This window comes from Streptococcus sp. HMSC065C01, assembly GCF_001813525.1.
In the GTDB taxonomy this organism is placed as follows: Bacteria; Bacillota; Bacilli; order Lactobacillales; family Streptococcaceae; genus Streptococcus; species Streptococcus parasanguinis_V.
Map to the genome: position 1 here is coordinate 55,996 of NZ_KV812857.1, position 21,920 is coordinate 77,915.

Below are 21,920 nucleotides of genomic sequence, written 5' to 3' on the forward strand. Positions count from 1 at the left end.
GTTGAACCATCGTCAAATGTTGCTGGAACATCATCGTTCATTGGTACACGGCTGTCACCTTCAGTAAATACAGGTTTACCAGTTTGTGTTGCACCTTGCACATCAGTAGATACTGCTGAAGTTGCAGTTGGTGTAACAGGTGTTACAGTTGGTGTGTAAGTTGCAGTAACTGGAGTACCGTTCTTATCAACACGTTTCACTGTTACGCCTGTACCTGTTCCTGTGAATGATTTTTCTGGTACGAAGGTTACGGTTCCGTCCGGAGCAACTGTGTAAGTTCCTTCTCCTGGAATAACTTTTGTTGTTGAACCATCTTCAAAGGTAGCTGGTACATCATCATCCATTGGGATTGCAGGGTTACCAGGTGTGAAGCTTGGTGTACCTGTTTGTGTTTTACCTTGGATATCTGTCGATGTTGCAGGATCAGCAGTTGGTACAACTGGAGTGATCTTCGGTGTGTAAGTTGTCTCAGCAACTGTTCCGTTTGTATCTTTACCTTGAACCTTAACTGGAACAACATCACCTGAGTAAGATTTATCCGTTGGTGTGAAGGTCACAACACCTGTTTCTTTATCAACAGTGAAGGTACCGATCACATCACCTGCTGGTGATTTAGCAACTACAGATTCTGCTGGCTGACCATTTTCGTCTAGAAGAGTAATGGTATCCTTGTCGATTGGTGCAACTGGGTCACCTTCAGTGAAGGTTACAGTTCCAGTTTGAACCACACCTTGAGGAGCTTCTGATTCAGCTGGACTTGCTGTTGGTGTTACCGGTGTCACAGTTGGTGTGTACTTAGCAGTAACTGGAGTACCGTTCTTATCGACACGTTTCACCGTTACGCCTGTACCTTCTCCTGTGAATGATTTTTCTGGAACAAAGGTTACGGTTCCGTCTGGAGCAACAGTGTAAGTTCCTTCACCAGGAATAGTCTTGGTTGTTGAGCCATCTTCAAATGTTGCAGGTGTATCATCATCCATTGGAACATTTGGATTACCTGGTGTGAAGGTTGGTGTACCTGTTTGCGTTTGACCTTGTTTGTCAGTAGATGTTGTATCTTCTGCAGTTGGTGTAACTGGTGTTACGGTTGGTGTATAAGTCGCAGAAGCTTTTGTTCCGTTCTTATCTTCACGAACCACTGTTACGGCTGGTGCAGTTCCAACGAATGATTTTTCTGGTACAAAGGTTACTGTACCGTCTGCTGCTACCGTGTATGTACCAACACCATCTACAGTCTTCGTAGTTGATCCATCATCGAAGGTTGCTGGAACATCATCGTTCATAGGTACACGGCTGTCACCTTCGGTGAATTTAGGTTTACCAGTTTGAGTTGCACCTTGGATATCTGTTGATTCAGCTGGTGTTGCTGTTGGTGTTACTGGTGTCACAGTTGGTGTGTACTTAGCTGTGATTTCAGTACCGTTCTTATCCACGCGTTTCACTGTTACGCCTGTAGCAGTTCCAGTGAATGATTTTTCTGGTACGAAGGTTACGGTTCCATCTGGAGCAACAGTATATGTTCCTTCACCATCTACTGTCTTAGTGGTTGAGCCATCTTCGAAGGTAGCTGGAGTATCTTCATCGATTGGAACATTTGGATTGCCTTCCGTGAAGGTTGGTTTACCAGATTGTGTTTGACCTTGAATATCTGTCGATGTAGCATCTTCAGAAGTTGGAACAACCGGAGTAATCTTCGGTGTATAAGTTGTTTCAACTGTAGTTCCATTTGCATCAGCTGCTTGAACCTTAACTGGGACAACATCCCCTGAATAAGATTTATCTGTTGGTGTGAAAGTAACTACACCTGTATCTTTATCAACTGTGTATGTACCGATCACATCACCTGCTGGTGATTTCGCTTCTACTGATGCTGCTGGTTGACCATTTTCATCAAGAAGAGTAATCGAATCCTTGTTAATTGGAGCTACTTCATCACCTTCAGTGAAGGTTACAGTGCCAGTTTGAACAAGACCTTGAGGTCCAGTAGATTCAGCTGGTGTTGCAGTTGGAGTTACTGGAGTTACAGTTGGTGTGTATGTTGCAGAAGCTTTAGTTCCGTTCTTATCTTCACGAACAACTGTTACGGCTGGTGCTTTACCTGTGAATGATTTTTCAGGAACAAAGGTTACAGTTCCGTCTGCTGCTACTGTGTAAGTACCAACGCCATCAACTGTCTTAGTTGTTGAACCATCATCGAAGGTTGCTGGAACATCATCGTTCATTGGCACACGGCTGTTGCCTTCAGTAAATACAGGCTTACCTGTTTGAGTTTGACCCTGTTTACCAGTTGTTTCAACTGGTGTCGCAGTAGGTGTTACTGGAGTTACATTTGGTGTGTAAGTTGCAGAAGCTTTTGTTCCATTCTTATCTTCACGAACAACAGTTACGGCTGGTGCTTTACCTGTGAATGATTTCTCAGGGACAAAGGTTACAGTTCCGTCTGCTGCTACTGTGTATGTACCAACACCTTCAACTGTCTTCGTAGTTGAACCATCGTCAAATGTTGCTGGAACATCTTCATTGATTTCTACTGTTTTCTCAACGCCATCAACTGTTACTGTTCCACCCTTGAATTCAGGTTTACCTGTTTGAGTAGCCCCTTGAATATCCGTTGTTTCAGCTGGTGTAGCTGTTGGAGTTACTGGAACAATTTCAGGTGTGTAGGTTGTATCAACCTTGATGCCGTTTGAGCTTTCAGCTTGAACCTTAACAGGTGTTACTTTACCTGTATAAGATTTGTCAGTTGGTGTGAAGGTTACTTGTCCAGTTGGCTGTATCGCCAAAGTCTAACCAAGAAATTTGGCTGGCCAAGTCTGCAGCTTTGATATTTGTTGTAAAGCCTGGTTTTTCTACCTTTGGAGTTGAAGTTGCATCGACAACATCATCCCCAATCAAGTTTGGATCATTAGCATCACCCAATGCACGACGACTACGTTTTTTACCAGAAGTTTGGGCTGTCTCTTCTGTTGCTACTGTATTGTTAGTTGTTACACCTTGTCCAGATGAAAGAGTTGTTGCTTCTTTTTTATCTGCAGTTGTTGAAGCTGCTTCTGGCGCCTTGTTTTCTGGCGTAGCTGCTTTTAGGCTTGGTGCAGTTGATGTTGCTGGTGCAGTTGAGGCAGCGGATGCTGCTGTGCTTGTGCTACTTGCTTCACTAGTTGAAGCAGGTGCTGTTGAAGTTGATGCTGCAGTAACAGTCGGCTTTGCTTCATACGTTGTGGGTGCTGTACTAGTTGTTTCAGCTGTTGATGCTGCTGAAGTAGCTGTTGAAGTTGCGGGCGCTTCTGACGCTGTTGCAACTGCTGCTACATTTTCACTTGTCGTAGCTGTCTTTTCTTCTGCGGCTGCACTTGCGGCTGTCCCAACCATGACAAGTGTCCCCAAAAGTACTGAGCAAACACCCACATTCAATTTACGAATTGAGAATCTGCTAATACGATCATTAAATAAGTCTTTCCCCATCTAATGGACCTCCATATTTATCTATAAATTAACATTCTATTTAAATTTGTTTAGTTTTTCCAAACCTTATCTATTTTAACAAAATCCGAACAATATTCAAAATGTTTTGACTCAAAAATGAGTAAAAATTTTTAGCTAAAATTATTTTAAATCTAAAAGGATTTCACCCATAGATAAGGGCATCAAAAACTTGATTTATCACTAAATCGCAAGATCAAACTTCAACTGTGGCTTTACTGGATCATAATCGACCAACTCAAAATCTTCTGGTTTGATGTCAAAGAAATTGGTCCCGTCTGGCACATTCAAGACCAAGCGCGGTTGGCAATCAGATGGCTCGCGACGGAGCAATTCTTCTGCTTGTTCAAATTGGTTGTCATAGATATGAAGGTTGTTAATGAAATAAAAGAACTTCCCAACCTTCCAGCCAAAGTGCTTGGCAATCATCATCTGTAGGGCTACATATTGCATGGCATTGATATGGTGGGCCACCAACATATCATTCGAACGCTGGGTCAGGGTCGCATCTAAATAGATCTCTCCATCCACGCGCCGTACGTCAAACATAGTCTGAAAAGCACAGGGCAAGAGTCCGTCCGTCTCCTCAAAGGCTTCATAATCCCAGAGGGAAATGATATTGCGGCGATTCCAAGGATTAGCCTCTAATTGCTTGAGGATCTTATTCGTAATGTCATGCTTTTTGACGACAGCTCCGTAGCGCTGTCCGATCGTCCGGCTATCTTTCACTTCCCAGTCATTCCAGTAGTGGACATTGTACTTGTCTTCTAAAAGGTCCAAGCTATTCGACTGATCTTGGTAGATCCAGAGCATCTCTTTGATGGCTGATTTAATCGCGATGGGACGAAGGGTCGTGATAGGGAACTCACCTTTTGCGAGATCGAATTCCATAAAGGCTCCCGTGATGTACTTGGAGTTGGCCGTTCTACCGTCCTTGTACTTGGGACGGGCTTGCTCTGACCAGACCCCTTCTTCCATGATCTTTCGAATGTTTTCTTTAAAAATTGTATCTGCTTTTGTCATATACTCTCCTTGAATCCAGTATTGTCTTCATTATATCACAGGAGACAGAAAAAAAGGAGATCCCAGCACGAGCCAGATCTCCATTTCATCTTATTATAATACAAGGGATGCAGCACCGATCACACCGGCGTCATTTCCCAAAGTAGCAAGCGCCAATTGAGTAGATTCACGCACTTGTGGGAATGAGTTTTCTTCAAAGACCTTGCGCACACCATCCAAGAGGAAGTCTCCAGCAGCGGAAACCCCACCACCGATAACGATCTTAGATGGGTTCAAGGTTGAACCGATGTTGGCAGCAGCAAGACCAAGGTAACGTGAGAAGTTCTTGTAGACGATCAAAGCAAGAGCATCGCCTTCTTTTGCCAGGTCAAAGACCGTTTTAGCCGTTACTTCTTCTCCGTTGTCGATCAAAACTTTCAATTGAGAGTCCCCTTCGTACTCATCAGCATAACGACGAGTCAAGTTGACGATCCCAGTTGCTGAGGCAACCGTTTCAAGACAGCCTTTTTTACCACAGGTACATTGGATTGGATCATCAAAGTCAACAGTAATGTGACCAAGCTCACCAGCAGCTCCACGTACACCGTGCAAGAGACGACCTTCAGCGACGATCCCACCGCCGACACCTGTTCCAAGTGTCATGAAGACAACATCTGGTTGGTTTTCACCAGCCCCTTTCCAACGTTCACCCAAAGCAGCAACATTGGCATCATTATCGATAAAGAATGGAATATGAAGGGCGCTTTCGATCTTTTCCTTGACTGGTTGAAGCGTCTTCCAGTTCAAGTTGTAGGCACCGATAACTGTACCTTTTTCACGGTCAACGACACCAGGTGAACCCATTCCAATTCCTTGGAACTCAGAAGCATCAAGCCCAAGCATTTTCAAACGATGCGCGATGGATTCGATCATCTCATCTACGATATGGCTACCTTCATCCAAGATATTTGTTTTAATAGACCATTTTTCTTGAACTTCCCCATCTAAAGTGAGGATAGCAAACTTGATGGAAGTTCCCCCAAGGTCAATCCCAATAATTTTTTTAGACATCTGTAACTCCTTTCAAACTTGTAAACACTTACAGATCTATTATATCAGACTTTTTATCAAACGCAAAGGTTTGCACGTAACTTTTCTTAACTTTTTAACAAGAGACCGAAGGATTGAAATCCTAGAATGAGGAAAATCAAACCAATAATATTTAATAGAAAGACGCTAATCGAGAGCGGACTAACGATTAGGAATAAACCGATGAAAAGCTGTAGCAAGGCAAAGAAGATATAACGCTTGGACAGTTCCTCAACCTTCCTAGAGTAGAAATTTGCTTTTTGGAAGTTTAATATCGAACGGTAAATGAGCCAAATTCCTAAGGTAACTGGAAAGACAATCGGCAAGGTCTTGTAGCCATATAGTAGCAAGTAAACTGCAAACACTAAGGCTACCATACTATGAAAGAGTTGTTGCTGCTGAATGCTACCAGCTTGTCGCAATCGGTAATAGCGTGAAAAACGCGAAAAGGAAATTAAAAAGAAGCCACAGGAGATCAACCAGCTAAAAGAGCCGATGTGCTCAATCGGATTGATAAATAAGACAATACCGATAATGGTAAAGATAGTGGCTGAAATCCCAAGGGATATCCGGTTCAATTGATTCATAGGGCCTCCTTATTCATCTAATTCGCTCAGGTATTCATAGCGATCGTACTTCTCAAGCAATCGCTCATTTTCCTGATCCAATTTCTTTTGAAGGGCTGACAATTTGCCAAAGTCAGAGCCGTTTTCATTCATCTCCACTTCAATCTCTGCGATCCGATTTTCAATGGCTTCGATATCTGCTTCAACGCTCGCCCACTCTTGCTTCTCCATGTAGCTCATGCGCTTCTTCTCTTCTTTTGGCTTAACAGGTTTCTCTTTTTCAACCTTGTGACTGGCCGTTACTTGAGCTGCCTCAAAGGCTTTTTCATCCAGGTAATCCGTATAATTGCCAAAGAACTCACGAATACCCCCATTTTCAAAAGCCAGGATCTTGCTTGCTACCTTATCAAGGAAATAGCGGTCGTGGCTGACGGTAATAACGGGACCTCCAAAGTTTTGAAGGAAGTTTTCCAAAACTGTCAGGGTAGCGATATCCAAGTCATTGGTCGGCTCATCGAGGAGAAGCACATTGGGTTTTTCAATCAAGAGTTTTAAGAGAAAGAGGCGCTTCTTCTCCCCACCGGAGAGTTTTTCGATCAAGGTTCCGTGCATGGAACGTGGGAAGAGAAATTGCTCCAAGAGATCTGCTATTGATGTCGTCCCAACGGTTGTCTTCACTTCCTCAGCAACTTCTTGGAGGAAATTGATCACGCGCTTGCTCTCATCCAAACCATCGATCTGTTGAGAGAAATAAGCCACCCGCACGGTTTCCCCGATAATGACTTGCCCTGACTGAGGCTGGAGTCGCTCAGCGATCAAATTGAGCAGGGTTGATTTTCCGACGCCATTATCCCCGACGATCCCGATGCGGTCCTTGTTTTGCACCAAGAGGTTAAAGTCCTGTAAAATCGGCTTGTTTTCAAAAGCAAAACTCACATCTTTAAACTCGATGACTTTCTTTCCGATCCTGCTAGTCTCAAAGTTCATCTCCAAATCCGTCTGGTTGCTTTGACCAGACAAGTCTTGCTTGAGATCATGGAATCGATTGATCCGCGCCTGTTGCTTGGTCGCACGCGCCTGGGGTTGACGACGCATCCAGGTCAACTCCTGCTTATAGAGTTGCTGCTTCTTATGAAGAAGGGCGGCATCACGCTCATCTTGCTCAGCCTTTAAGCGGACATAATCCTGGTAGTTACCCTGATACTCGATCAAGCTAGCTCGATCCAACTCAAAGATCCGTGTCGAGATATTATCCAAGAAATAGCGATCGTGAGTAATGAAAAGCACAGTTTTCTTAGAGTTCTTTAAGAAATTGGTCAACCATTCGATGGTATCAATGTCTAGGTGGTTGGTCGGCTCATCTAGTAAAAGCAGGTCGTGGTGAGACAGCAAAACCTGTGCCAGTTGCACCCGACGACGTAAGCCCCCAGATAGATCCCCAACTTTGGCATTCAAGTCTTCAATCCCAAGTTTGGAAAGGACTGTCTTGACCTGACTCTCGATTTCCCAAGCATTGAGCGAATCCATCTCCGCCATGACCTTTTCAAGACGGGCTTGATTCTCTTCTCGGTAATCCGCCATCAAGTATTCATAATCACGAATGAGCTGCATTTCGCGCAAATCACTAGATAGCACCGTATCCAGAACCGTCTTTTGATCATCAAAGTCTGGTTCCTGAGTCAAATAACCAATCGTATAATCACTCTTAGCAGAAAAAGGACTCACATCTCCATCAAAGCCAGAGCGACCTGACAACACATCTAACAGCGTGGTCTTTCCAGTCCCATTGACCCCGATCAATCCGATCCGATCCAAGTCGTGAATGATAAAGGAAATCTCACGAAAGACGGTCTTATCTCCGACAGATTTGGTTAATTTATCGACAATAAAATCGCTCATTTTTCCTCCTCTTTTGCTTGCTGGATATAGGCAATGATGGCCTCTTTCTCATTGGCCAGTTCCCCATCGACAATGGCATATTCGATCTTTGTCAAAATCTCTCCCAAGGCTGGACCTGGTTGAAAACCATATTCTTTGATCAGCATACCGCCATTGACCACCACTTCATGCTTATCATGAATGGTCAAGCTATCATAGACACGCTCAATGGCCAAATAATCCACACTCAAGGCATAGGCTTCCCGGAGCTCTTCAGCCACTAGCAACAAACGCTTCTCATACTTGTAGCAGGCACGCTTGTCTAGACTTCCAGTTTCTCGGAGCTTAAGAATCTCCACGATCTGCTCCACCGTCTTGGCGAATTCTCTAGAGGTCTTCCATTTCTTAAAGAATTTTTGAATATCTTGAATCTCTAATGCTAAGACCAAAGCAGCCCAGGCTTGCTCAGAGGTTGAAAAGGTATATTCTAGCTCTATGTCAAACAAACGCTCGATCGCTGCTTTGCGATCCTTCATCTCTGGCAGATAGTGATAGGCTCCACTTGCTATCATAGCCTTCAAGCCTTGTCTCCAGTATGGGGAAAGCAAGAGTTTATCAAACTCGATAAAAGTGCGCTCTACGGAAATCTTCTCTAGTAAGGGAGCACACTCCTTCATGGCATCAAAGGTCGCCTCTTCTAATTCAAAGCCAAGACTGGCCTGAAAACGAAAGCCTCGCATGATCCGGAGTGCATCTTCGTTAAACCGTTCGTGAGGAAGCCCAACGGCCCGAAGAACCTTGTTTTCCAAATCTTCTAGTCCATGAAAGAGGTCAACAATTTCTCCTTTTTCATTTAAGGCAAAGGCATTAACCGTAAAATCACGACGCTTGAGGTCTTCTTCTAGCGAGCGTACAAAAGACACGGAACTCGGACGACGATAATCTACGTAGACATCCTCCGTCCGGAAGGTCGTAATTTCATATTCTTGACCATTTTCAAGGACCAAGACGGTCCCATGTTCGATACCGACATCTACTGTGCGATCAAAAATCGCCTTGGTCTCTTCTGGGTAAGAGGAGGACGCGATATCGACATCGTGAATTGGACGATCCAAGAGGGCATCTCGGACAGATCCCCCAACAAAATAGGCCTCAAAACCAGCTGCTTTAATCTTCTCTAATATTGGTAAAGCCTCCTGAAACTCAGAAGGCATCTTTTCTAATCTCATAGTAAGTGTTCCAAACCATAGACAAGCTCATGACGCTTGACAACTTCTTTAATTCCGAGATTTACTCCTGTCATGAAGGAAACACGATCATAGGAATCATGACGGAGAGTCAGCCCTTCGCCTTGGCTACCAAAAATCACCTCTTGGTGAGCCACTAGGCCAGGCAATCGAACAGAATGGATGCGCATCCCTTCAAAATCTGCCCCTCTTGCTCCAGACATCAACTCTTCTTCATCTGCTGCACCTTGCTGGATTTTTTCGCGCTTCTCAGAGATCAGCTCAGCTGTCTTAATCGCTGTTCCACTCGGTGCATCTTTCTTCTTATCATGGTGCAATTCGATGATTTCCACATTTGGGAAATACTTGGCCGCTTGTGCTGCAAATTGCATCAAGAGTACAGCCCCGATAGCAAAGTTCGGAGCAATCAAGCCCCCCAAGCTCTTTTGACGAGAAAGGTCTGTCAATTCCTGAATCTGCTCAGGTGTAAAGCCAGTTGTCCCTACAACAGGAGCAAAGCCATTTTCAATTGCAAAGCGAGTATTCTCGTAAGCAACCTTTGGCATGGTAAAGTCCACCCAAACATCTGCTTCAAGACCCACGACATCTTCTTTCTGGTTAAACACAGGGACTCCTGCGACGTCAGTCTCATCAGTAAATGGATCGATCAAGCCAGCTAGTTCTAGCTCAGGATCTTCAGAAACCATCTGGTAGGCTGCTTGTCCCATTTTCCCCTTGAAACCTGCAATAATGACTTTAATTGACATAGAATTCTCCTTAAACGATAGGGATATACCCAACTGCTAAGCTATGGTCGCCTAAGTGCGTCCCAATCACGCCTCCAAAAGTGGCAAAAGGAATTTCTCCCTCTACCCCTTCAGCCACCAACATCTGACGAAGCGCTTCGGCTTTTTCAGGTACATTAGCATGGATGATAAAGACTTGGTAATGCCCTCCGGTAAGTCCTTCATCAACGATTTCCACCAAACGTTTCATGGCTTTCTTTTCCGTACGGACTTTTTCAAAAACTTCGATGACACCTTGGTCATTAAAGTGAAGGATCGGCTTAATACTCAAGAGATTGCCAATGATGGCAGCGCCATTTGACAGACGTCCCCCCTTGACCAAGTGATTCAAATCATCGACCATAATATAGGCAGTGGTCCCATCAATCTGATGTTGGACATTGGCCACAATCTCATCAAACAAACGACCTTCACCAGCCCATTTCAAGCAATCTTCTACCATCATTCCTAATGGAGCGCTAGTGATTTTTGAGTCAGGAAATTCGACGGTCAAGCCTTCAAATTCTTCCTTCAAATATTGGATATTTTGGTAGAATCCAGAGATGCCTGATGACAAGAAGAGACCAAGAGCATGCGTATAACCTTTAGCTGTCAAACTAGATAAGAGCTCTTCTAACGCTGCCACACTCGGTTGGCTAGTCTTTGGTAATTCCTTAGACGCAGCCATCTTTTGGTAGAACTCGTCGTGTGTCAGATTCTTCCCTTCCACATAGGATTCTCCATCGATATAGATCGGAATGTCTAAAATAAATAAGTCGTCGTGATGGAGAAGGTGCTGCGGTAAATAGGCAGACGAATCCGTAATCACTGCTAATTTCATTGATTAAAACTCCAAATTAATACCCGGTAAATCGAGGGCAATTTCTGTAACTTCATAAGTCAAACGGTTGAGCATATCCAAGCAAGGACGTGCCAATTCTTCCACTTCGTCTTTGCTGAATTCGCTTGGTTCATTGACATAACGACCAAACAAGTGGTTAATTTGAGTGATGGTTCCACTGATCACAAAGCCGTCAAATACAATCATGTAGCTCAAAATCACAATCAAAGAAGTTGTGTTTTGTTGTTGATCACGATTGATTAATTGAAAGTTTACATCTACTTTTGTTTCGGGAATGCCATTTTCTTTTTCCCACTCAAAATTACGAGCGTCATAGTGGTATTGGCTGACAAATTCTTTTTCACGTTGAATATCCATTTTTATTCTCCTAAAAATATGCGATAGGCTTATTATATCATAATTCAGCTCAAGATACCAACGTCGAATGAGGTGATTTTTTCTCTGGTACAAGAAGAAAAGGTTGGAAATTTCCCAACCTTTTAATCATGTTTAATTTTTAGGTTTGCGAAGCAATCCAAACAAGATACCACTTACAACTGCACCGATCAATACGAACAAGATATAAAGAAGTGGATTTGATGTAAGAGCGATAACGAAGATTCCTCCGTGAGGAGCCATAAGTTTCAAGCCTGCAAGACCAACAAGTGCACCTGTCAATGCTGAACCTGCAATGAAGCTAGGGATGGCACGAGCTGGGTCAGCTGCACCGAATGGAATGGCACCTTCTGTGATGAAGGAAAGACCCATAACGATGTTTGTCAAACCTGAATCACGTTCTTCTTGTGTGAATTTATCTTTGAACAAGACAGTTGCTACGAATACTGCCAATGGAGGAACCATACCAGCTGCCATAACGGCTGCCATAACAATAGAACCACCTGAAGCAACAGATTCAGCAAGTGTACCTGTAGCGAAGACATAAGCGGCTTTGTTCACTGGTCCACCCATATCGACAGCCATCATACCGCCGACGAGAAGTCCAAGAAGGACAGCTGAGCTACCTGACAAGCTTGAAAGGAAGTTGTTAAGACCAGTATTGATAGCAGCCATTGGAATATTGATGAGGAACATCAAGAATCCTGTCAAACCAACACCAAGTAATGGCAAGAGAAGGATAGAGCGGATACCATCGAGTGAACGTGGAAGACCTGCAAGGGCTTTGCGAAGTAAGAGAACAACTCCACCTGCAAGGAAACCACCTACCAAAGCTCCAAGGAAACCTGATGATACGGCTGCTGGTAATTCACCTTTAGCAGCACCGTAGGCGATATTTCCAAATGCTGAACCTGAGCTAGCAATAGATCCAGCGATAAACCCTGCTACAAAACCAGGTTTTTCAGCGATTGAGAATCCAATGTAACCTGCAAGTACAGGAAGCATGAAGCCAAAGGCTACTCCACCAATTGTTTTAAATTGTGCTGCTAATACATGATAAGAACCAAGACTAGACAATTGATCTTGAGGTACACCCATAACTTGGTCAATCAAGAAGGCAAGGGCGATCAAGATACCACCACCGATAACGAATGGAAGCATTTGAGAAACCCCACTCATCAAGTGTTTGTAGAAAGCTCCACCCAAGCTCAATTTTTCTTGGCTTGTGCTAGCTTGTGCAGCATTTTCAGCGTGGAAGACTTCTGCTTTGCCATCCAAGATGGTTTGGATCAATTCTTCTGTTTGACGGATACCGGCTGCGACTGGTTTAGAGATCAATTTTTTGCCATCGAAACGAGCGGTTTCAACTGCTTTATCTGCTGCAATAATGACCCCTTCAGCTTTTGCGATTTCTTCAGCTGTCAAGCGGTTGCCGACACCAGATGCCCCGTTGGTTTCAACGCGGACCGTAACACCCATTTCTTCCCCTTTTTTGATGAGGGCTTCTTCTGCCATGTAAGTGTGGGCGATACCTGTTGTACATGCTGTAACAGCAACGATGAGAGGTTTGTCAGATGAAGCTGCTTCTTTGACCGCTTCTGCTTTTTTCGCTTCTTCAGCTGCAGCTTCTTGCTCTTCTGCATCAAAGGCTGCGATCACTTGATCAGGAGTCCTTGCTTGGCGAAGTTTGTCTGCAAAACCTGGTTTCATCAAGTACTTAGACAATTCAGCAAGGGCTGCCAAGTGAGTGTCGTTTGCGCCTTCTGGAGCTGCGATCATGAAGAACAAGTCAGTTGGTTGGCCATCAAGCGAAGCATAGTCCACACCCTTGTTTGATTTTGCAAACAAGACTGTAGCTTCTTTAACTGCTTCATTTTTGCTGTGGGGCATGGCAATTCCGTCACCCAAACCAGTTGAAGTTTGTGCTTCACGGTTCATGATTCCAGCCTTGAAGGTGTCAAAATCTGTCACCACGCCATTGTCAACGAGCGATTGAACCATCTCATTGATTACGCCCTCTTTATCTGTTGCTTGAAGATCAAACAACATCACGTTTTTATTTAAAACGTCTTGAATTTTCATATTTTTTCTACCTCTACTTTTTCATAAGTTTCTTTTATATAGTCAGCTGTCGCCAAATCATCTGAGAAGGTGGTCGCTGTTCCACAAGCTACGCCCCATTTGAAAGCTTCGATGACGTCTCCCGTCGTTGCGAGCTTCCCAGTGAAGCCTGCTACCATGGAATCTCCAGCCCCTACAGAGTTCTTCACTTGACCCTTGATTGGTTTTGCGAAGTAAGTTCCGCTTGGACTGACGAGGAGAGCACCATCACCCGCCATGGAAATAATGACGTTTTGTGCTCCTTTGGCTAAAATTTCTTTAGCATAGCGTTCAATTTCTGGCAATTCCGTCAAGGTAACTCCAAAAATATCTCCCAACTCATGGTTGTTTGGTTTGACCAATTGGGGATTGAACTCCAAGGAATCAATCAAGGTTTGCCCTTCAAAGTCGCAAACCACTTGCGCACCTGTCGCACGAGTTGCTGCGATCAATTGTTTGTAAACGGCATTCCCAAGTGAAGATGGGGCAGATCCTGCAAAGACTACCACATCATCTGCTGTTAAGCTCGATAAGATGTTGAGCAATTCTTGCAACTGAGCTTCTGTTACTTCTGGGCCATTCCCATTGATCTCTGTTTCCTCATCAGCTTTGATCTTGACATTGATCCGTGTATCTTGGTCTACTGTCACAAAGTTGGTTGAAATGGCTTCGCTAGTCAATACGTCTTCAATGAAGCGTCCAGTGAAACCACCGATAAATCCAGTCGCTGTGTTCTCGATATCGAGACGTTTCAAGACACGACTGACATTGATTCCCTTACCACCGGCGAATTTATCTTCCGAAGCCATCCGATTGACCGCTCCAGTCTCTACATGATCGAGACGGACAATATAGTCAATTGCTGGATTCAGTGTTACTGTATAAATCAAACCTCTATAACCTCCGTTTTTTCTTTTAAAACCTTTAATCGTTGCGGTTCACATTGATTGGTGATAATCATGGCTCGCTTGATAGGAGCCACTTTGACAAAGGATGTCACCCCAATTTTCGAATCATCCGCTAGGATATAGGTTTTTTTCGCATTTTCGATAATCGCACGCTTGACAGATCCTTCTTCCAGGTCTGGAGTGCTGTAAAATTCATCATCGATTCCATTCATTCCAAGAAAGGCCTTATCAAAGTTCAACTGACCGATCTGATTGAGCGCAATCCCTCCGATACTAGCATCTGTAGAAGATTTTACCTTTCCGCCGATGATGACCGTTGGAACATTTCGCTCGACCAACTTGGTCGCATGGTGAATCGAGTTGGTCACCACGGTTACCGTTGGATTGACAATTTCTTGTACCAAAAGTTCATTGGTCGTCCCAGCATCGATAAAGATCACGTCATGATCTTTAATCAATTCCGCTGCTTTTACCGCGATTTTTGACTTAACTTGAATGTTTTTGATAGATTTTTCTTTATTGCTTTCTTCCTCTTGAAGAAAATGCAGGCTTTCCGCACCGCCGTGAACCCGGCGAAGTTTACTTTCAGCTTCTAATTCATCCAAGTCACGTCGAACCGTTGATTCAGACGTCCCCAGCTCTTGTACAAGGGTTTCTAAGGAAACAAACTTTTCCTTCAGTACCTTCTCGAGGATGAATTGTTTTCGTTCAGACTTAAGCATTTCTCCTCCTTTTGCAATCGATTACAAGGACTATTATACTCCATCTCCAAAAAATGTCAACACTTTTTATCAATTTCTATCATTTTCTTTCAAAAATTCTAAAAGTGTACAAAAAAAGAGCAGGAAAGAACTCATTTTGTTAAAAGAGTTCTTTTCCCACCCTCATATATCTTCTTTGAAGAGTTTAAGCAATAAAGTGTCTAAGCATCCACTCTATCTTCGGTATGTCTTAATCATTTTTTGAAGATTGTTTCTTTTTCTTGAAACCAAACAATCCAGCAAGTAACCCAACGGCAACACCTGTTGTTGCTACTGCATATTTGGAGGAATCAGATCCAGCCACAGCTTGGCTGTTTTCTTTTTTCGGTTTGATTTCTTCTACTTTAGCTTCTTGTTTTGGAGCTGGACTAGCTGTTGGTGCTTGCACTTGTGGACTATTGGTAGTTGTTGGAAGAACCGTTGGTCTATCCGAGAAAGTTGTTGGATTGCTTGAGCGGATATCCATCGGCATATCTGCTGCTTCTAAAATAGCTGGATCCATCCGCGACACTAGATCTTCATATTGGGAATTCAACAGTTCCACAACACTTTGATAAGATTGCAGGGTTGTGAATTCTGCTTCCAATTTTTCTTTTTTATTCTCTAAATTAGCCACCGCAGCTGATAAAACGGATTGGGCTTTGACCAATAATTCTGGAGCATTTTTAAAGTCAGAAAGACGTTTTTCAGCAGCAACCAGGCGCTCTTGAGCTGCCTTCAAGCCCTCATGAGATTCTCGAACGACTTGGGCTTTTTCTGCTTCTTCTGCTTTTAAACGATCTAATTTCTCACGCGCGGCCGCTAACAAATCTTTCGCTTTTTGAAGGGCTGCTTCTTTTGGTTGGATGGTTGCTTCAATCCGACCTCGAGATACATCAAGAGTCGCCTTCGCCTTTTCAACTGCATGGTCCTTGCTAACGAGAAGAATCTTGTAATTTTGGATGGTTTTTTGGACATTGGCCATCTCTACTGCCACATTTGAATTGGCATGGCGGGCATCTTCTAACTTGCCTTGCAAGATAATGATTTGAGACTCTTGATTGGCCTTGTCCAGCTTGAGATTAGCGACTTCATCAGATTTTGCTTTCACATCTGATCTTGTCGTCGTAGCTCCAGCCCCCTGACGCAATTGGTAAGCGAGTGCACTGGTTGACACTGCTGAATTGACAGGGCGGTGTAAGAAAGCTGCTTCTGACATAGCATTGCTAGGGTCATAAGCGACTGATAAAGCTGTCGCTTTGTTGTCTACCATTTGGAGATAGTGACCAACCTTAGCAAAGGCCTCAGCACCAATCTTCATATAGATATCGTTGGCATCGATTTGAGTTTCGTCAGTTGGTAGACCATATTGAGCCGCAACTTCTTGATAAGCCGCTTTTTCATTGTACCAAAAGTCAACCGCACCAGCAGGTGAGAAGCCATAAGCGATGTTCTCGTTTGGCAAATACTTAAACATATGCCAGTTAGCTTTCTTGAAGTATTCTAACTGTACTTGGCTGGCAGGAAGGGAATAAGGATCCAGCTCCAATTCAGGCAAGCCGGCGTTGCGACGATAGCTATTAATAGCATCCGCAATTTCAAGTGCTCGGAGGTTGGCTTGCAAAGATCCAGACTCTCCAACTGTTAAGCCGTCTTCTTCCCGACCACGCTTGTAGAGGGCTAAGGCGCTTGCTGCAGCTTCATTGCCATTGTCAGCTAAGTGTTGCAAATAACCTTCATAAGTCGCTTGACTCAACTGAACTGGGCTATTGGCCGCTGCTTGTTCTAAGGCTGCCAGTTCTGCTTCCTTGGTGGCGATGACCGCTTTTAAATCTGTCAGACGTGTTTGAGCCAGTTGAATATCGTTCTCAATTTGAGCCACTGTATCTGAACCGGTTTGCTGACTTGCTTGCAAGGTTGCAAGGTAATTCTGAGATTCTCGAATACTTTGCTCGACTTGACTTTGCTCCAACAAAGCCTGGTTGAGCACATTCTCATCATTTGAAATCGGTGCTTTGGCTTGGTTCAATTCATTTTGTGCTACATCGACCAAAGATTCCTGAGCAGTAACCTGATTTTCCTGTTGACGAACAGCCTCTACGACTTGGTCATGGGCAGCTTCTGCTTCTCGAACCTTATTTTCTTCGATAGTCACATAGGCTTGAGCCACCTTGATGTCATTTTCTGCATTTTGAACTTGGGCATCAGAAGTTGTTGCGATGAGATTTTCCGCATCCGTCACTTCTGCTTTCTTTTCTTCCAGCTCTTGTCCAGCAGCCTTGACTTCCGTTTGAGCATCGATCACTTTTTGCTCTTGGTAGTGGACATCTTTTACCACTTGGCCTTTTTGAGCTGTAATTTGCTTCAACTCATCAACCGTAATTGGTTTTTCGACTACTTCCGTACTATTGGTTTCTGCATTTTCATTTTGCTTCACCTCTTCCGCACTAGCCTTGTGATTAAACATACCAGATAGGACCGTTGTTGCAGCAATCCCAGTCGTGAAAACCGATTTTCCTAATTTCTTTCCCATTAAACTCACCCCCAAAACTGAATTATTTTCTTGAAGTTTCTCTACCCCTTAGCATACCACATTTTGTTACCAATAACTAGTAGGTTTAAAAAGTTTTTTTCATAAATTTTTGAGGCAAAAGAAAAACAGCTAACGCTGTTAGTCTTCTTGTTTAATTTGTTCCAACATCTTCTCTTCTTCTGCTGTCAACTCATAGTTTTCTAGCAAGTCTGGCCGACGTTCTAAGGTCTTTTTCAAACTCTGATAGAGGCGCCATTGACGGATATTTTCATGGTGACCACTCATGAGGACATCGGGAACCGTCATCCCTCTGAATTCATAAGGCCGTGTGTATTGAGGATATTCTAGAAGCCCAGATGAGAAACTATCATCCTGGTGACTGGACTCTTTTCCGATCACCTCTGGAATCAAGCGGACTGTCGCATCAATCATAGTCATGGCCGCTAGCTCGCCACCTGTCAAAACATAATCTCCAAGAGAAATCTCATCTGTCACCAAGGTCTTGATCCGCTCATCGTAGCCCTCATAGTGACCACAGATAAAGATCAATTCTTCTTCCTGAGCCAACTCTTCTGCGTAAGCTTGGTCGAAGGTCCGACCAGCAGGATCCAGCAGGATCACGCGCGGATTCTTTTTCTCAATCGCATCAAAGGCATCAAAAATCGGTTGAGCTCGTAGAAGCATTCCTTGCCCGCCCCCATAGGGTTCATCGTCCACATGGCGCGCTTTCTCCGCATTTTCACGGAAATTATGGTAGTTGATCTCGAGAAGTCCCTTTTCACGCGCCTTTCCGACAATGGAATGTTCCAAAGGCGAAAACATTTCTGGAAAGAGGGTTAAAATATCAATCTTCATCGTCTAACCCTTCTAAGATGTCTACATCCACACGGTTTCCTGGGATATCGATATTGAGCACCACTGGTGGGATATAAGGCAAGAGAAGGTCTCGTTTTCCTTTGCGTTTCACGACCCAGACATCATTGGCACCTGGTTGCAGGATTTCCTTGATCTGGCCGATTAGCTGGTCATTTTCGTAAACATCAAGGCCGATGATCTCATGGTAATAAAACTCGCCCTCCTCCAAATCCGTCAAGTCTTCTTCCGCAACCTTGAGGCTAAAGCCCTTGAATTTCTCAATGGCATTGATATGGTACATATCCTTAAACTTGATGATGTCGAAGTTCTTGTGCTTGCGGTGACTGGCAATGGTCACCGTCTGGACAAAACGATCCTTCTCATCAAAAAGAGCCAACTCAGCTCCTTTTTTAAAACGTTCTTCCGCAAAGTCTGTCACAGACAAGACCCGCATTTCTCCTTGTAAGCCTTGGGTATTGACAATTTTCCCAACATTAAAGTAATTCATGATTTCTCCAGTGTAGTTTATTCACTCTATTTTATCACGTTCAAGGGTTTTTCTCAAATGCTCTTTTTTGCTAAAAAGCCTTCCAAATCTTGTTCATGCTGATACTTGATGGCTGCCTTCTTGTCTTTTTCAAAAATAGTCTTCGTTAGGTCAATATGGTTAATAGCTGCAATTGCCACTGTGTAGTGAATGACATCTGCCAACTCCTTTGCCAATTCCTCGTTTGAATCTTGGACACCCTCTTTTCTACCTGAACGTCCATTTAAAACCTCAGCGACTTCTCCAACTTCTTCCACTAGTTTGATAAAAAGTCCTTCTTCTGTTCTAGATTGTTGGTAATGATCAAGTAAGTATTCCTCTAGTTGTCTAATTGTTAAATCTCTCATTCCTTCTCCTTGCAAAAAAAGCGAGACCTTGTCCCGCTTTTCTTATTTTTCGTCAATAACGATTCTTACTTTTTTATCTTCAGTTGGGACAGAGTAGACAATCGTTCTTATCGCAGAAATGGTGCGACCTTTTCGACCGATTACACGACCAACATCGCTAGGATCAAGGTCAAGGTGGTACTCCAAGAATTCAGGAGTATCTTCGATCTTGATGGTTAAAGCATCCGGTTGTGAAATCAAGGGTTTCACAATTGCAATAATGAGATTTTCAATCGTATCCATACATCACCCTACTTAAAAAATTATTTTGAGAATTTAGAATCGTGGAATTTCTTCATCACACCAGCTTTTGAAAGGATGTTGCGAACTGTATCTGAAGGTTGAGCTCCATCAGCCAACCATGCAAGAACGCGATCTTCTTTCAAAGTTACTTGGTTTTCTTCAACAAGTGGATTGTAAGTTCCAACTGTTTCGATGAAACGTCCATCACGTGGTGAACGTGAATCTGCTACGTTGATACGGTAGTAAGGTTTTTTCTTAGAACCCATACGAGTCAAACGAATTTTAACTGCCATTTTTATAAGTCTCTTTTCTATATTTTAATTTTCGGTGAAATAGACAAGCTATTTAGCACATGATCTATTATAACACATTTTATAGACCTGTCAAGAAAAAAACTTGACAGTATTTAAAATTTTTTATTTTATCAGTAAATCGGCGATTTCTTGATAGTTGCTAACGGTATAAGTCGGCACTACTTGGCTGGTATTTGCCTTGTGATCAGAACTATACCAGACGGTATCAATCCCCGCAGCATTTCCCCCTGCGATATCCGCCGTCAAGGAATCACCGATCATGAGGGCCTTTTCCTTGCTAAAACCTGGAATCAGTTGGCCGACCTTGTCAAAAAATGCAGGTTCTGGTTTCTGAGTATGAAGCTGCTCAGAGATAAAAACCTCTTTGAAATAAGAAGCAATTTTAGAATGAGCCAAGCGTCCTTCTTGAATGGCGGTCACTCCATTCGTTGCACCATAGAGCTGGTAACCCGCTTTTTCAAGTCGGGCCAGTAAGTCCTCCGCACCTGGGAAAGACTGCCCTTGAAGACTGATGTAATCTTGGTAGCGAAGAGCCATCTCAGCCCCATCAACCGTGATCCCAAAGTGGGCAAACCCAATCGCAAACCGACTATCCACGAGCTCTTGCTTGGTTAATTTCTTTTGCTCCAAATCCTTCCAGAGTCCTTGGTTCATGGGTTTGTAGTAATCCTTAAAGGCCTGTACATCTGGAAAATTCATGTCTTCTAACATCTGCGTCAAGGCTGTTTCTTCAGCAGATTCAAAGTCCAACAAAGTATGGTCCAAATCAAAAAGTAAAAATCTATATGCCATTACAAACGATCCTTCAATTTTTCTACAAATAAATAAGCTGCTGGGCAGGTGAGGGTATTCTTGATGGTCAGATGGTTGATCTGATAAATCTTCTTGCGATCGGTGTGAGGGAATTCCCGACAAGCTTTTGGACGAACATCATAGATGGAACAGAGATTGTCCCCACCAAGAAAGGGGCAAGGCATGGATTTAAAAACCTTGTCCCCATCTTCGTCAACTTGAAGAAATTCAGCCTCAAAGGCAGGAAGTTTCATCTTGAAATACTTGGCAATCCGCGTGATATCCGCTTCCTTAAAATCGGGCCCTAAGGTCTTACAACAATTGGCACAAGCCGTACAATCGATTTCTTGGAAAACTTCATCGTGGATTTCTTGCGCTATTTTATCTAAATTCTTAGGTGGCTTCTTCTTGAGATTCGCCAATACCTTGCGGTGCTCCTTTTGCTTTTGGAGAGCTAACTGATGGTATTTTTCAATATCAATTTCCTGTGTCATCCTCTATTTCCTCTTCTAAACAATAGGAAGATTATACCACAAAGAACGTGAAAAAAGATAGATCCTGCGATCTATCTCACTTCATCAATCCGTTACAGCGCCTGTTCCATCTAGGCTCCAAGTGTCTTCAATGTATGGGATAAAGGTTTTCAATGTTTCTGCATCTCCTTCAAAAGAAATGGTATAGACTTTTTCACCCTTTTGGAAGATCCAGGTAATCAGGTATTGACCAGATTTCATGACAATTTGAAGCTGGTAGGCGTCCAGACCTGCGACTTTAGTTCGCGCTCCCGTCATCTTCCCAACATCCTGGTTATCTTGCCACATTACGGCCAGTTTCTTGGCTAGAAATTCAGCATTAAATTCAATATCCGCAGGAACTTTTGCTTTTTCCCGCGTATAGCTGTTCAAGGTGACAATGTTATAGGCACTTCCATCTGTGTATTGGACCGCTTCTGTCCCATCGATATCCGTGAATTTGAACCATTTACTTGGAATATCGATGTATCCATAATCTGCATTTCCAATCCGCTTGGTTTCTTGACTGGAAGTGTTTTTCTTTGTAGAAGAAGTATCCTTTGACGAAGAGCTGCTTGTTTGCTTTTCGACTTTGCTGCCACTTTCTTTTGTAGAAGAAGCTGCTGTGTCCTTTTGAGAGGTGTGACTACAAGCCATTAGTGTGCAGGCAGAAAGAATCGTCAATGATGTGACCAATAATTTACGTTTCATGCTCAACCTCCTTGAG

21 protein-coding genes and 1 pseudogene are annotated in these 21,920 nt (G+C 43.5%); all 22 read right to left on the reverse strand.

The window, feature by feature from the left end:
- A pseudogene (locus HMPREF2918_RS11650) lies at positions 1–2,765 on the reverse strand (CshA family fibrillar surface protein C); the annotation flags it as partial.
- The gene (locus HMPREF2918_RS11360; protein ID WP_176745987.1) at positions 2,740–3,462 is read right to left on the reverse strand and encodes a YSIRK-type signal peptide-containing protein; all 723 of its coding nucleotides are present in this window, start codon (positions 3,460–3,462) and stop codon (positions 2,740–2,742) included. The pseudogene HMPREF2918_RS11650 and the gene HMPREF2918_RS11360, both read right to left, overlap by 26 nt.
- 201 nt (positions 3,463–3,663) lie before the next feature.
- Entirely contained in the window at positions 3,664–4,503 is an 840-nt protein-coding gene (locus HMPREF2918_RS05790) for a thymidylate synthase (RefSeq protein WP_070594843.1), read from the reverse strand.
- Positions 4,504–4,596: 93 nt separating this feature from the next.
- Complete coding sequence (locus HMPREF2918_RS05795) at positions 4,597–5,553, reverse strand: ROK family glucokinase (RefSeq protein WP_070594844.1); 957 nt, start codon at positions 5,551–5,553, stop codon at positions 4,597–4,599.
- Between the two features lie 86 nt (positions 5,554–5,639).
- Positions 5,640–6,158, reverse strand: coding sequence for a DUF308 domain-containing protein (locus HMPREF2918_RS05800; protein ID WP_070594845.1), 519 nt, complete (start codon positions 6,156–6,158; stop codon positions 5,640–5,642).
- Positions 6,159–6,167: 9 nt separating this feature from the next.
- A complete protein-coding gene (locus HMPREF2918_RS05805) occupies positions 6,168–8,036 on the reverse strand; it encodes an ABC-F family ATP-binding cassette domain-containing protein (protein WP_070594846.1) in 1,869 nt (622 codons plus the stop codon).
- Positions 8,033–9,244, reverse strand: a complete 1,212-nt coding sequence (locus HMPREF2918_RS05810; RefSeq protein ID WP_070594847.1) for a CCA tRNA nucleotidyltransferase — start codon at positions 9,242–9,244, stop codon at positions 8,033–8,035. The genes HMPREF2918_RS05805 and HMPREF2918_RS05810 overlap by 4 nt, the downstream gene beginning before the upstream one ends.
- Entirely contained in the window at positions 9,241–10,008 is a 768-nt protein-coding gene (gene dapB / locus HMPREF2918_RS05815; protein ID WP_070594848.1) for a 4-hydroxy-tetrahydrodipicolinate reductase, read from the reverse strand. Before dapB ends, HMPREF2918_RS05810 begins: the two co-directional genes overlap by 4 nt.
- 10 nt (positions 10,009–10,018) lie before the next feature.
- Entirely contained in the window at positions 10,019–10,867 is an 849-nt protein-coding gene (locus tag HMPREF2918_RS05820; protein ID WP_070594849.1) for a DegV family protein, read from the reverse strand.
- A gap of 3 nt (positions 10,868–10,870) precedes the next feature.
- A complete protein-coding gene (locus HMPREF2918_RS05825; RefSeq protein WP_009731099.1) occupies positions 10,871–11,245 on the reverse strand; it encodes a DUF1149 family protein in 375 nt (124 codons plus the stop codon).
- 132 nt (positions 11,246–11,377) lie between these two features.
- Complete coding sequence (locus HMPREF2918_RS05830; RefSeq protein ID WP_070594850.1) at positions 11,378–13,345, reverse strand: PTS fructose transporter subunit IIABC; 1,968 nt, start codon at positions 13,343–13,345, stop codon at positions 11,378–11,380.
- Positions 13,342–14,253, reverse strand: coding sequence for a 1-phosphofructokinase (pfkB, locus tag HMPREF2918_RS05835; protein ID WP_070594851.1), 912 nt, complete (start codon positions 14,251–14,253; stop codon positions 13,342–13,344). Before pfkB ends, HMPREF2918_RS05830 begins: the two co-directional genes overlap by 4 nt.
- Complete coding sequence (locus HMPREF2918_RS05840) at positions 14,250–14,993, reverse strand: DeoR/GlpR family DNA-binding transcription regulator (protein WP_003001800.1); 744 nt, start codon at positions 14,991–14,993, stop codon at positions 14,250–14,252. The genes pfkB and HMPREF2918_RS05840 overlap by 4 nt, the downstream gene beginning before the upstream one ends.
- 229 nt (positions 14,994–15,222) lie before the next feature.
- The gene (locus tag HMPREF2918_RS05850) at positions 15,223–17,544 is read right to left on the reverse strand and encodes a CAP domain-containing protein (protein ID WP_070594853.1); all 2,322 of its coding nucleotides are present in this window, start codon (positions 17,542–17,544) and stop codon (positions 15,223–15,225) included.
- Positions 17,545–17,682: 138 nt separating this feature from the next.
- Complete coding sequence (gene trmD / locus HMPREF2918_RS05855) at positions 17,683–18,399, reverse strand: tRNA (guanosine(37)-N1)-methyltransferase TrmD (protein ID WP_070594854.1); 717 nt, start codon at positions 18,397–18,399, stop codon at positions 17,683–17,685.
- Positions 18,389–18,907, reverse strand: a complete 519-nt coding sequence (rimM, locus tag HMPREF2918_RS05860; RefSeq protein WP_070594855.1) for a ribosome maturation factor RimM — start codon at positions 18,905–18,907, stop codon at positions 18,389–18,391. Before rimM ends, trmD begins: the two co-directional genes overlap by 11 nt.
- Positions 18,908–18,960: 53 nt before the next feature.
- On the reverse strand, positions 18,961–19,293 hold the full coding sequence (locus tag HMPREF2918_RS05865; protein WP_049496252.1) for a MazG nucleotide pyrophosphohydrolase domain-containing protein: 333 nt from the start codon (positions 19,291–19,293) through the stop codon (positions 18,961–18,963).
- A gap of 42 nt (positions 19,294–19,335) precedes the next feature.
- Positions 19,336–19,575, reverse strand: a complete 240-nt coding sequence (gene kphA / locus HMPREF2918_RS05870) for an RNA-binding protein KphA (RefSeq protein ID WP_003001620.1) — start codon at positions 19,573–19,575, stop codon at positions 19,336–19,338.
- Between the two features lie 20 nt (positions 19,576–19,595).
- The gene (gene rpsP, locus HMPREF2918_RS05875; RefSeq protein WP_003007475.1) at positions 19,596–19,868 is read right to left on the reverse strand and encodes a 30S ribosomal protein S16; all 273 of its coding nucleotides are present in this window, start codon (positions 19,866–19,868) and stop codon (positions 19,596–19,598) included.
- 123 nt (positions 19,869–19,991) lie between these two features.
- On the reverse strand, positions 19,992–20,681 hold the full coding sequence (locus HMPREF2918_RS05880; RefSeq protein ID WP_070594856.1) for a pyrimidine 5'-nucleotidase PynA: 690 nt from the start codon (positions 20,679–20,681) through the stop codon (positions 19,992–19,994).
- Complete coding sequence (locus tag HMPREF2918_RS05885; RefSeq protein WP_003001664.1) at positions 20,681–21,175, reverse strand: YkgJ family cysteine cluster protein; 495 nt, start codon at positions 21,173–21,175, stop codon at positions 20,681–20,683. Before HMPREF2918_RS05885 ends, HMPREF2918_RS05880 begins: the two co-directional genes overlap by 1 nt.
- An 84-nt stretch (positions 21,176–21,259) precedes the next feature.
- Positions 21,260–21,904 (reverse strand): hypothetical protein, encoded by a 645-nt coding sequence (locus HMPREF2918_RS05890; protein ID WP_070594857.1) that lies wholly within the window; start codon positions 21,902–21,904, stop codon positions 21,260–21,262.
- Positions 21,905–21,920: the final 16 nt, after the last annotated feature.

What these genes read in the sequence shown, in the direction of transcription:
- HMPREF2918_RS05795 (WP_070594844.1), bottom strand. Translation starts at nt 5,553, where the DNA reads ATGTCTAAAAAAATTATTGGGATTGACCTTGGGGGAACTTCCATCAAG.
- trmD (WP_070594854.1), bottom strand. Translation starts at nt 18,399, where the DNA reads ATGAAGATTGATATTTTAACCCTCTTTCCAGAAATGTTTTCGCCTTTG.
- HMPREF2918_RS05830 (WP_070594850.1), bottom strand. Translation starts at nt 13,345, where the DNA reads ATGAAAATTCAAGACGTTTTAAATAAAAACGTGATGTTGTTTGATCTT.
- HMPREF2918_RS05880 (WP_070594856.1), bottom strand. Translation starts at nt 20,681, where the DNA reads ATGGCATATAGATTTTTACTTTTTGATTTGGACCATACTTTGTTGGAC.
- HMPREF2918_RS05840 (WP_003001800.1), bottom strand. Translation starts at nt 14,993, where the DNA reads ATGCTTAAGTCTGAACGAAAACAATTCATCCTCGAGAAGGTACTGAAG.
- HMPREF2918_RS05825 (WP_009731099.1), bottom strand. Translation starts at nt 11,245, where the DNA reads ATGGATATTCAACGTGAAAAAGAATTTGTCAGCCAATACCACTATGAC.
- dapB (WP_070594848.1), bottom strand. Translation starts at nt 10,008, where the DNA reads ATGTCAATTAAAGTCATTATTGCAGGTTTCAAGGGGAAAATGGGACAA.
- HMPREF2918_RS05865 (WP_049496252.1), bottom strand. Translation starts at nt 19,293, where the DNA reads ATGAGAGATTTAACAATTAGACAACTAGAGGAATACTTACTTGATCAT.
- HMPREF2918_RS05790 (WP_070594843.1), bottom strand. Translation starts at nt 4,503, where the DNA reads ATGACAAAAGCAGATACAATTTTTAAAGAAAACATTCGAAAGATCATG.
- HMPREF2918_RS05805 (WP_070594846.1), bottom strand. Translation starts at nt 8,036, where the DNA reads ATGAGCGATTTTATTGTCGATAAATTAACCAAATCTGTCGGAGATAAG.
- HMPREF2918_RS05885 (WP_003001664.1), bottom strand. Translation starts at nt 21,175, where the DNA reads ATGACACAGGAAATTGATATTGAAAAATACCATCAGTTAGCTCTCCAA.
- HMPREF2918_RS11360 (WP_176745987.1), bottom strand. Translation starts at nt 3,462, where the DNA reads ATGGGGAAAGACTTATTTAATGATCGTATTAGCAGATTCTCAATTCGT.
- HMPREF2918_RS05820 (WP_070594849.1), bottom strand. Translation starts at nt 10,867, where the DNA reads ATGAAATTAGCAGTGATTACGGATTCGTCTGCCTATTTACCGCAGCAC.
- rimM (WP_070594855.1), bottom strand. Translation starts at nt 18,907, where the DNA reads ATGAATTACTTTAATGTTGGGAAAATTGTCAATACCCAAGGCTTACAA.
- HMPREF2918_RS05850 (WP_070594853.1), bottom strand. Translation starts at nt 17,544, where the DNA reads ATGGGAAAGAAATTAGGAAAATCGGTTTTCACGACTGGGATTGCTGCA.
- kphA (WP_003001620.1), bottom strand. Translation starts at nt 19,575, where the DNA reads ATGGATACGATTGAAAATCTCATTATTGCAATTGTGAAACCCTTGATT.
- rpsP (WP_003007475.1), bottom strand. Translation starts at nt 19,868, where the DNA reads ATGGCAGTTAAAATTCGTTTGACTCGTATGGGTTCTAAGAAAAAACCT.
- HMPREF2918_RS05800 (WP_070594845.1), bottom strand. Translation starts at nt 6,158, where the DNA reads ATGAATCAATTGAACCGGATATCCCTTGGGATTTCAGCCACTATCTTT.
- HMPREF2918_RS05810 (WP_070594847.1), bottom strand. Translation starts at nt 9,244, where the DNA reads ATGAGATTAGAAAAGATGCCTTCTGAGTTTCAGGAGGCTTTACCAATA.
- HMPREF2918_RS05890 (WP_070594857.1), bottom strand. Translation starts at nt 21,904, where the DNA reads ATGAAACGTAAATTATTGGTCACATCATTGACGATTCTTTCTGCCTGC.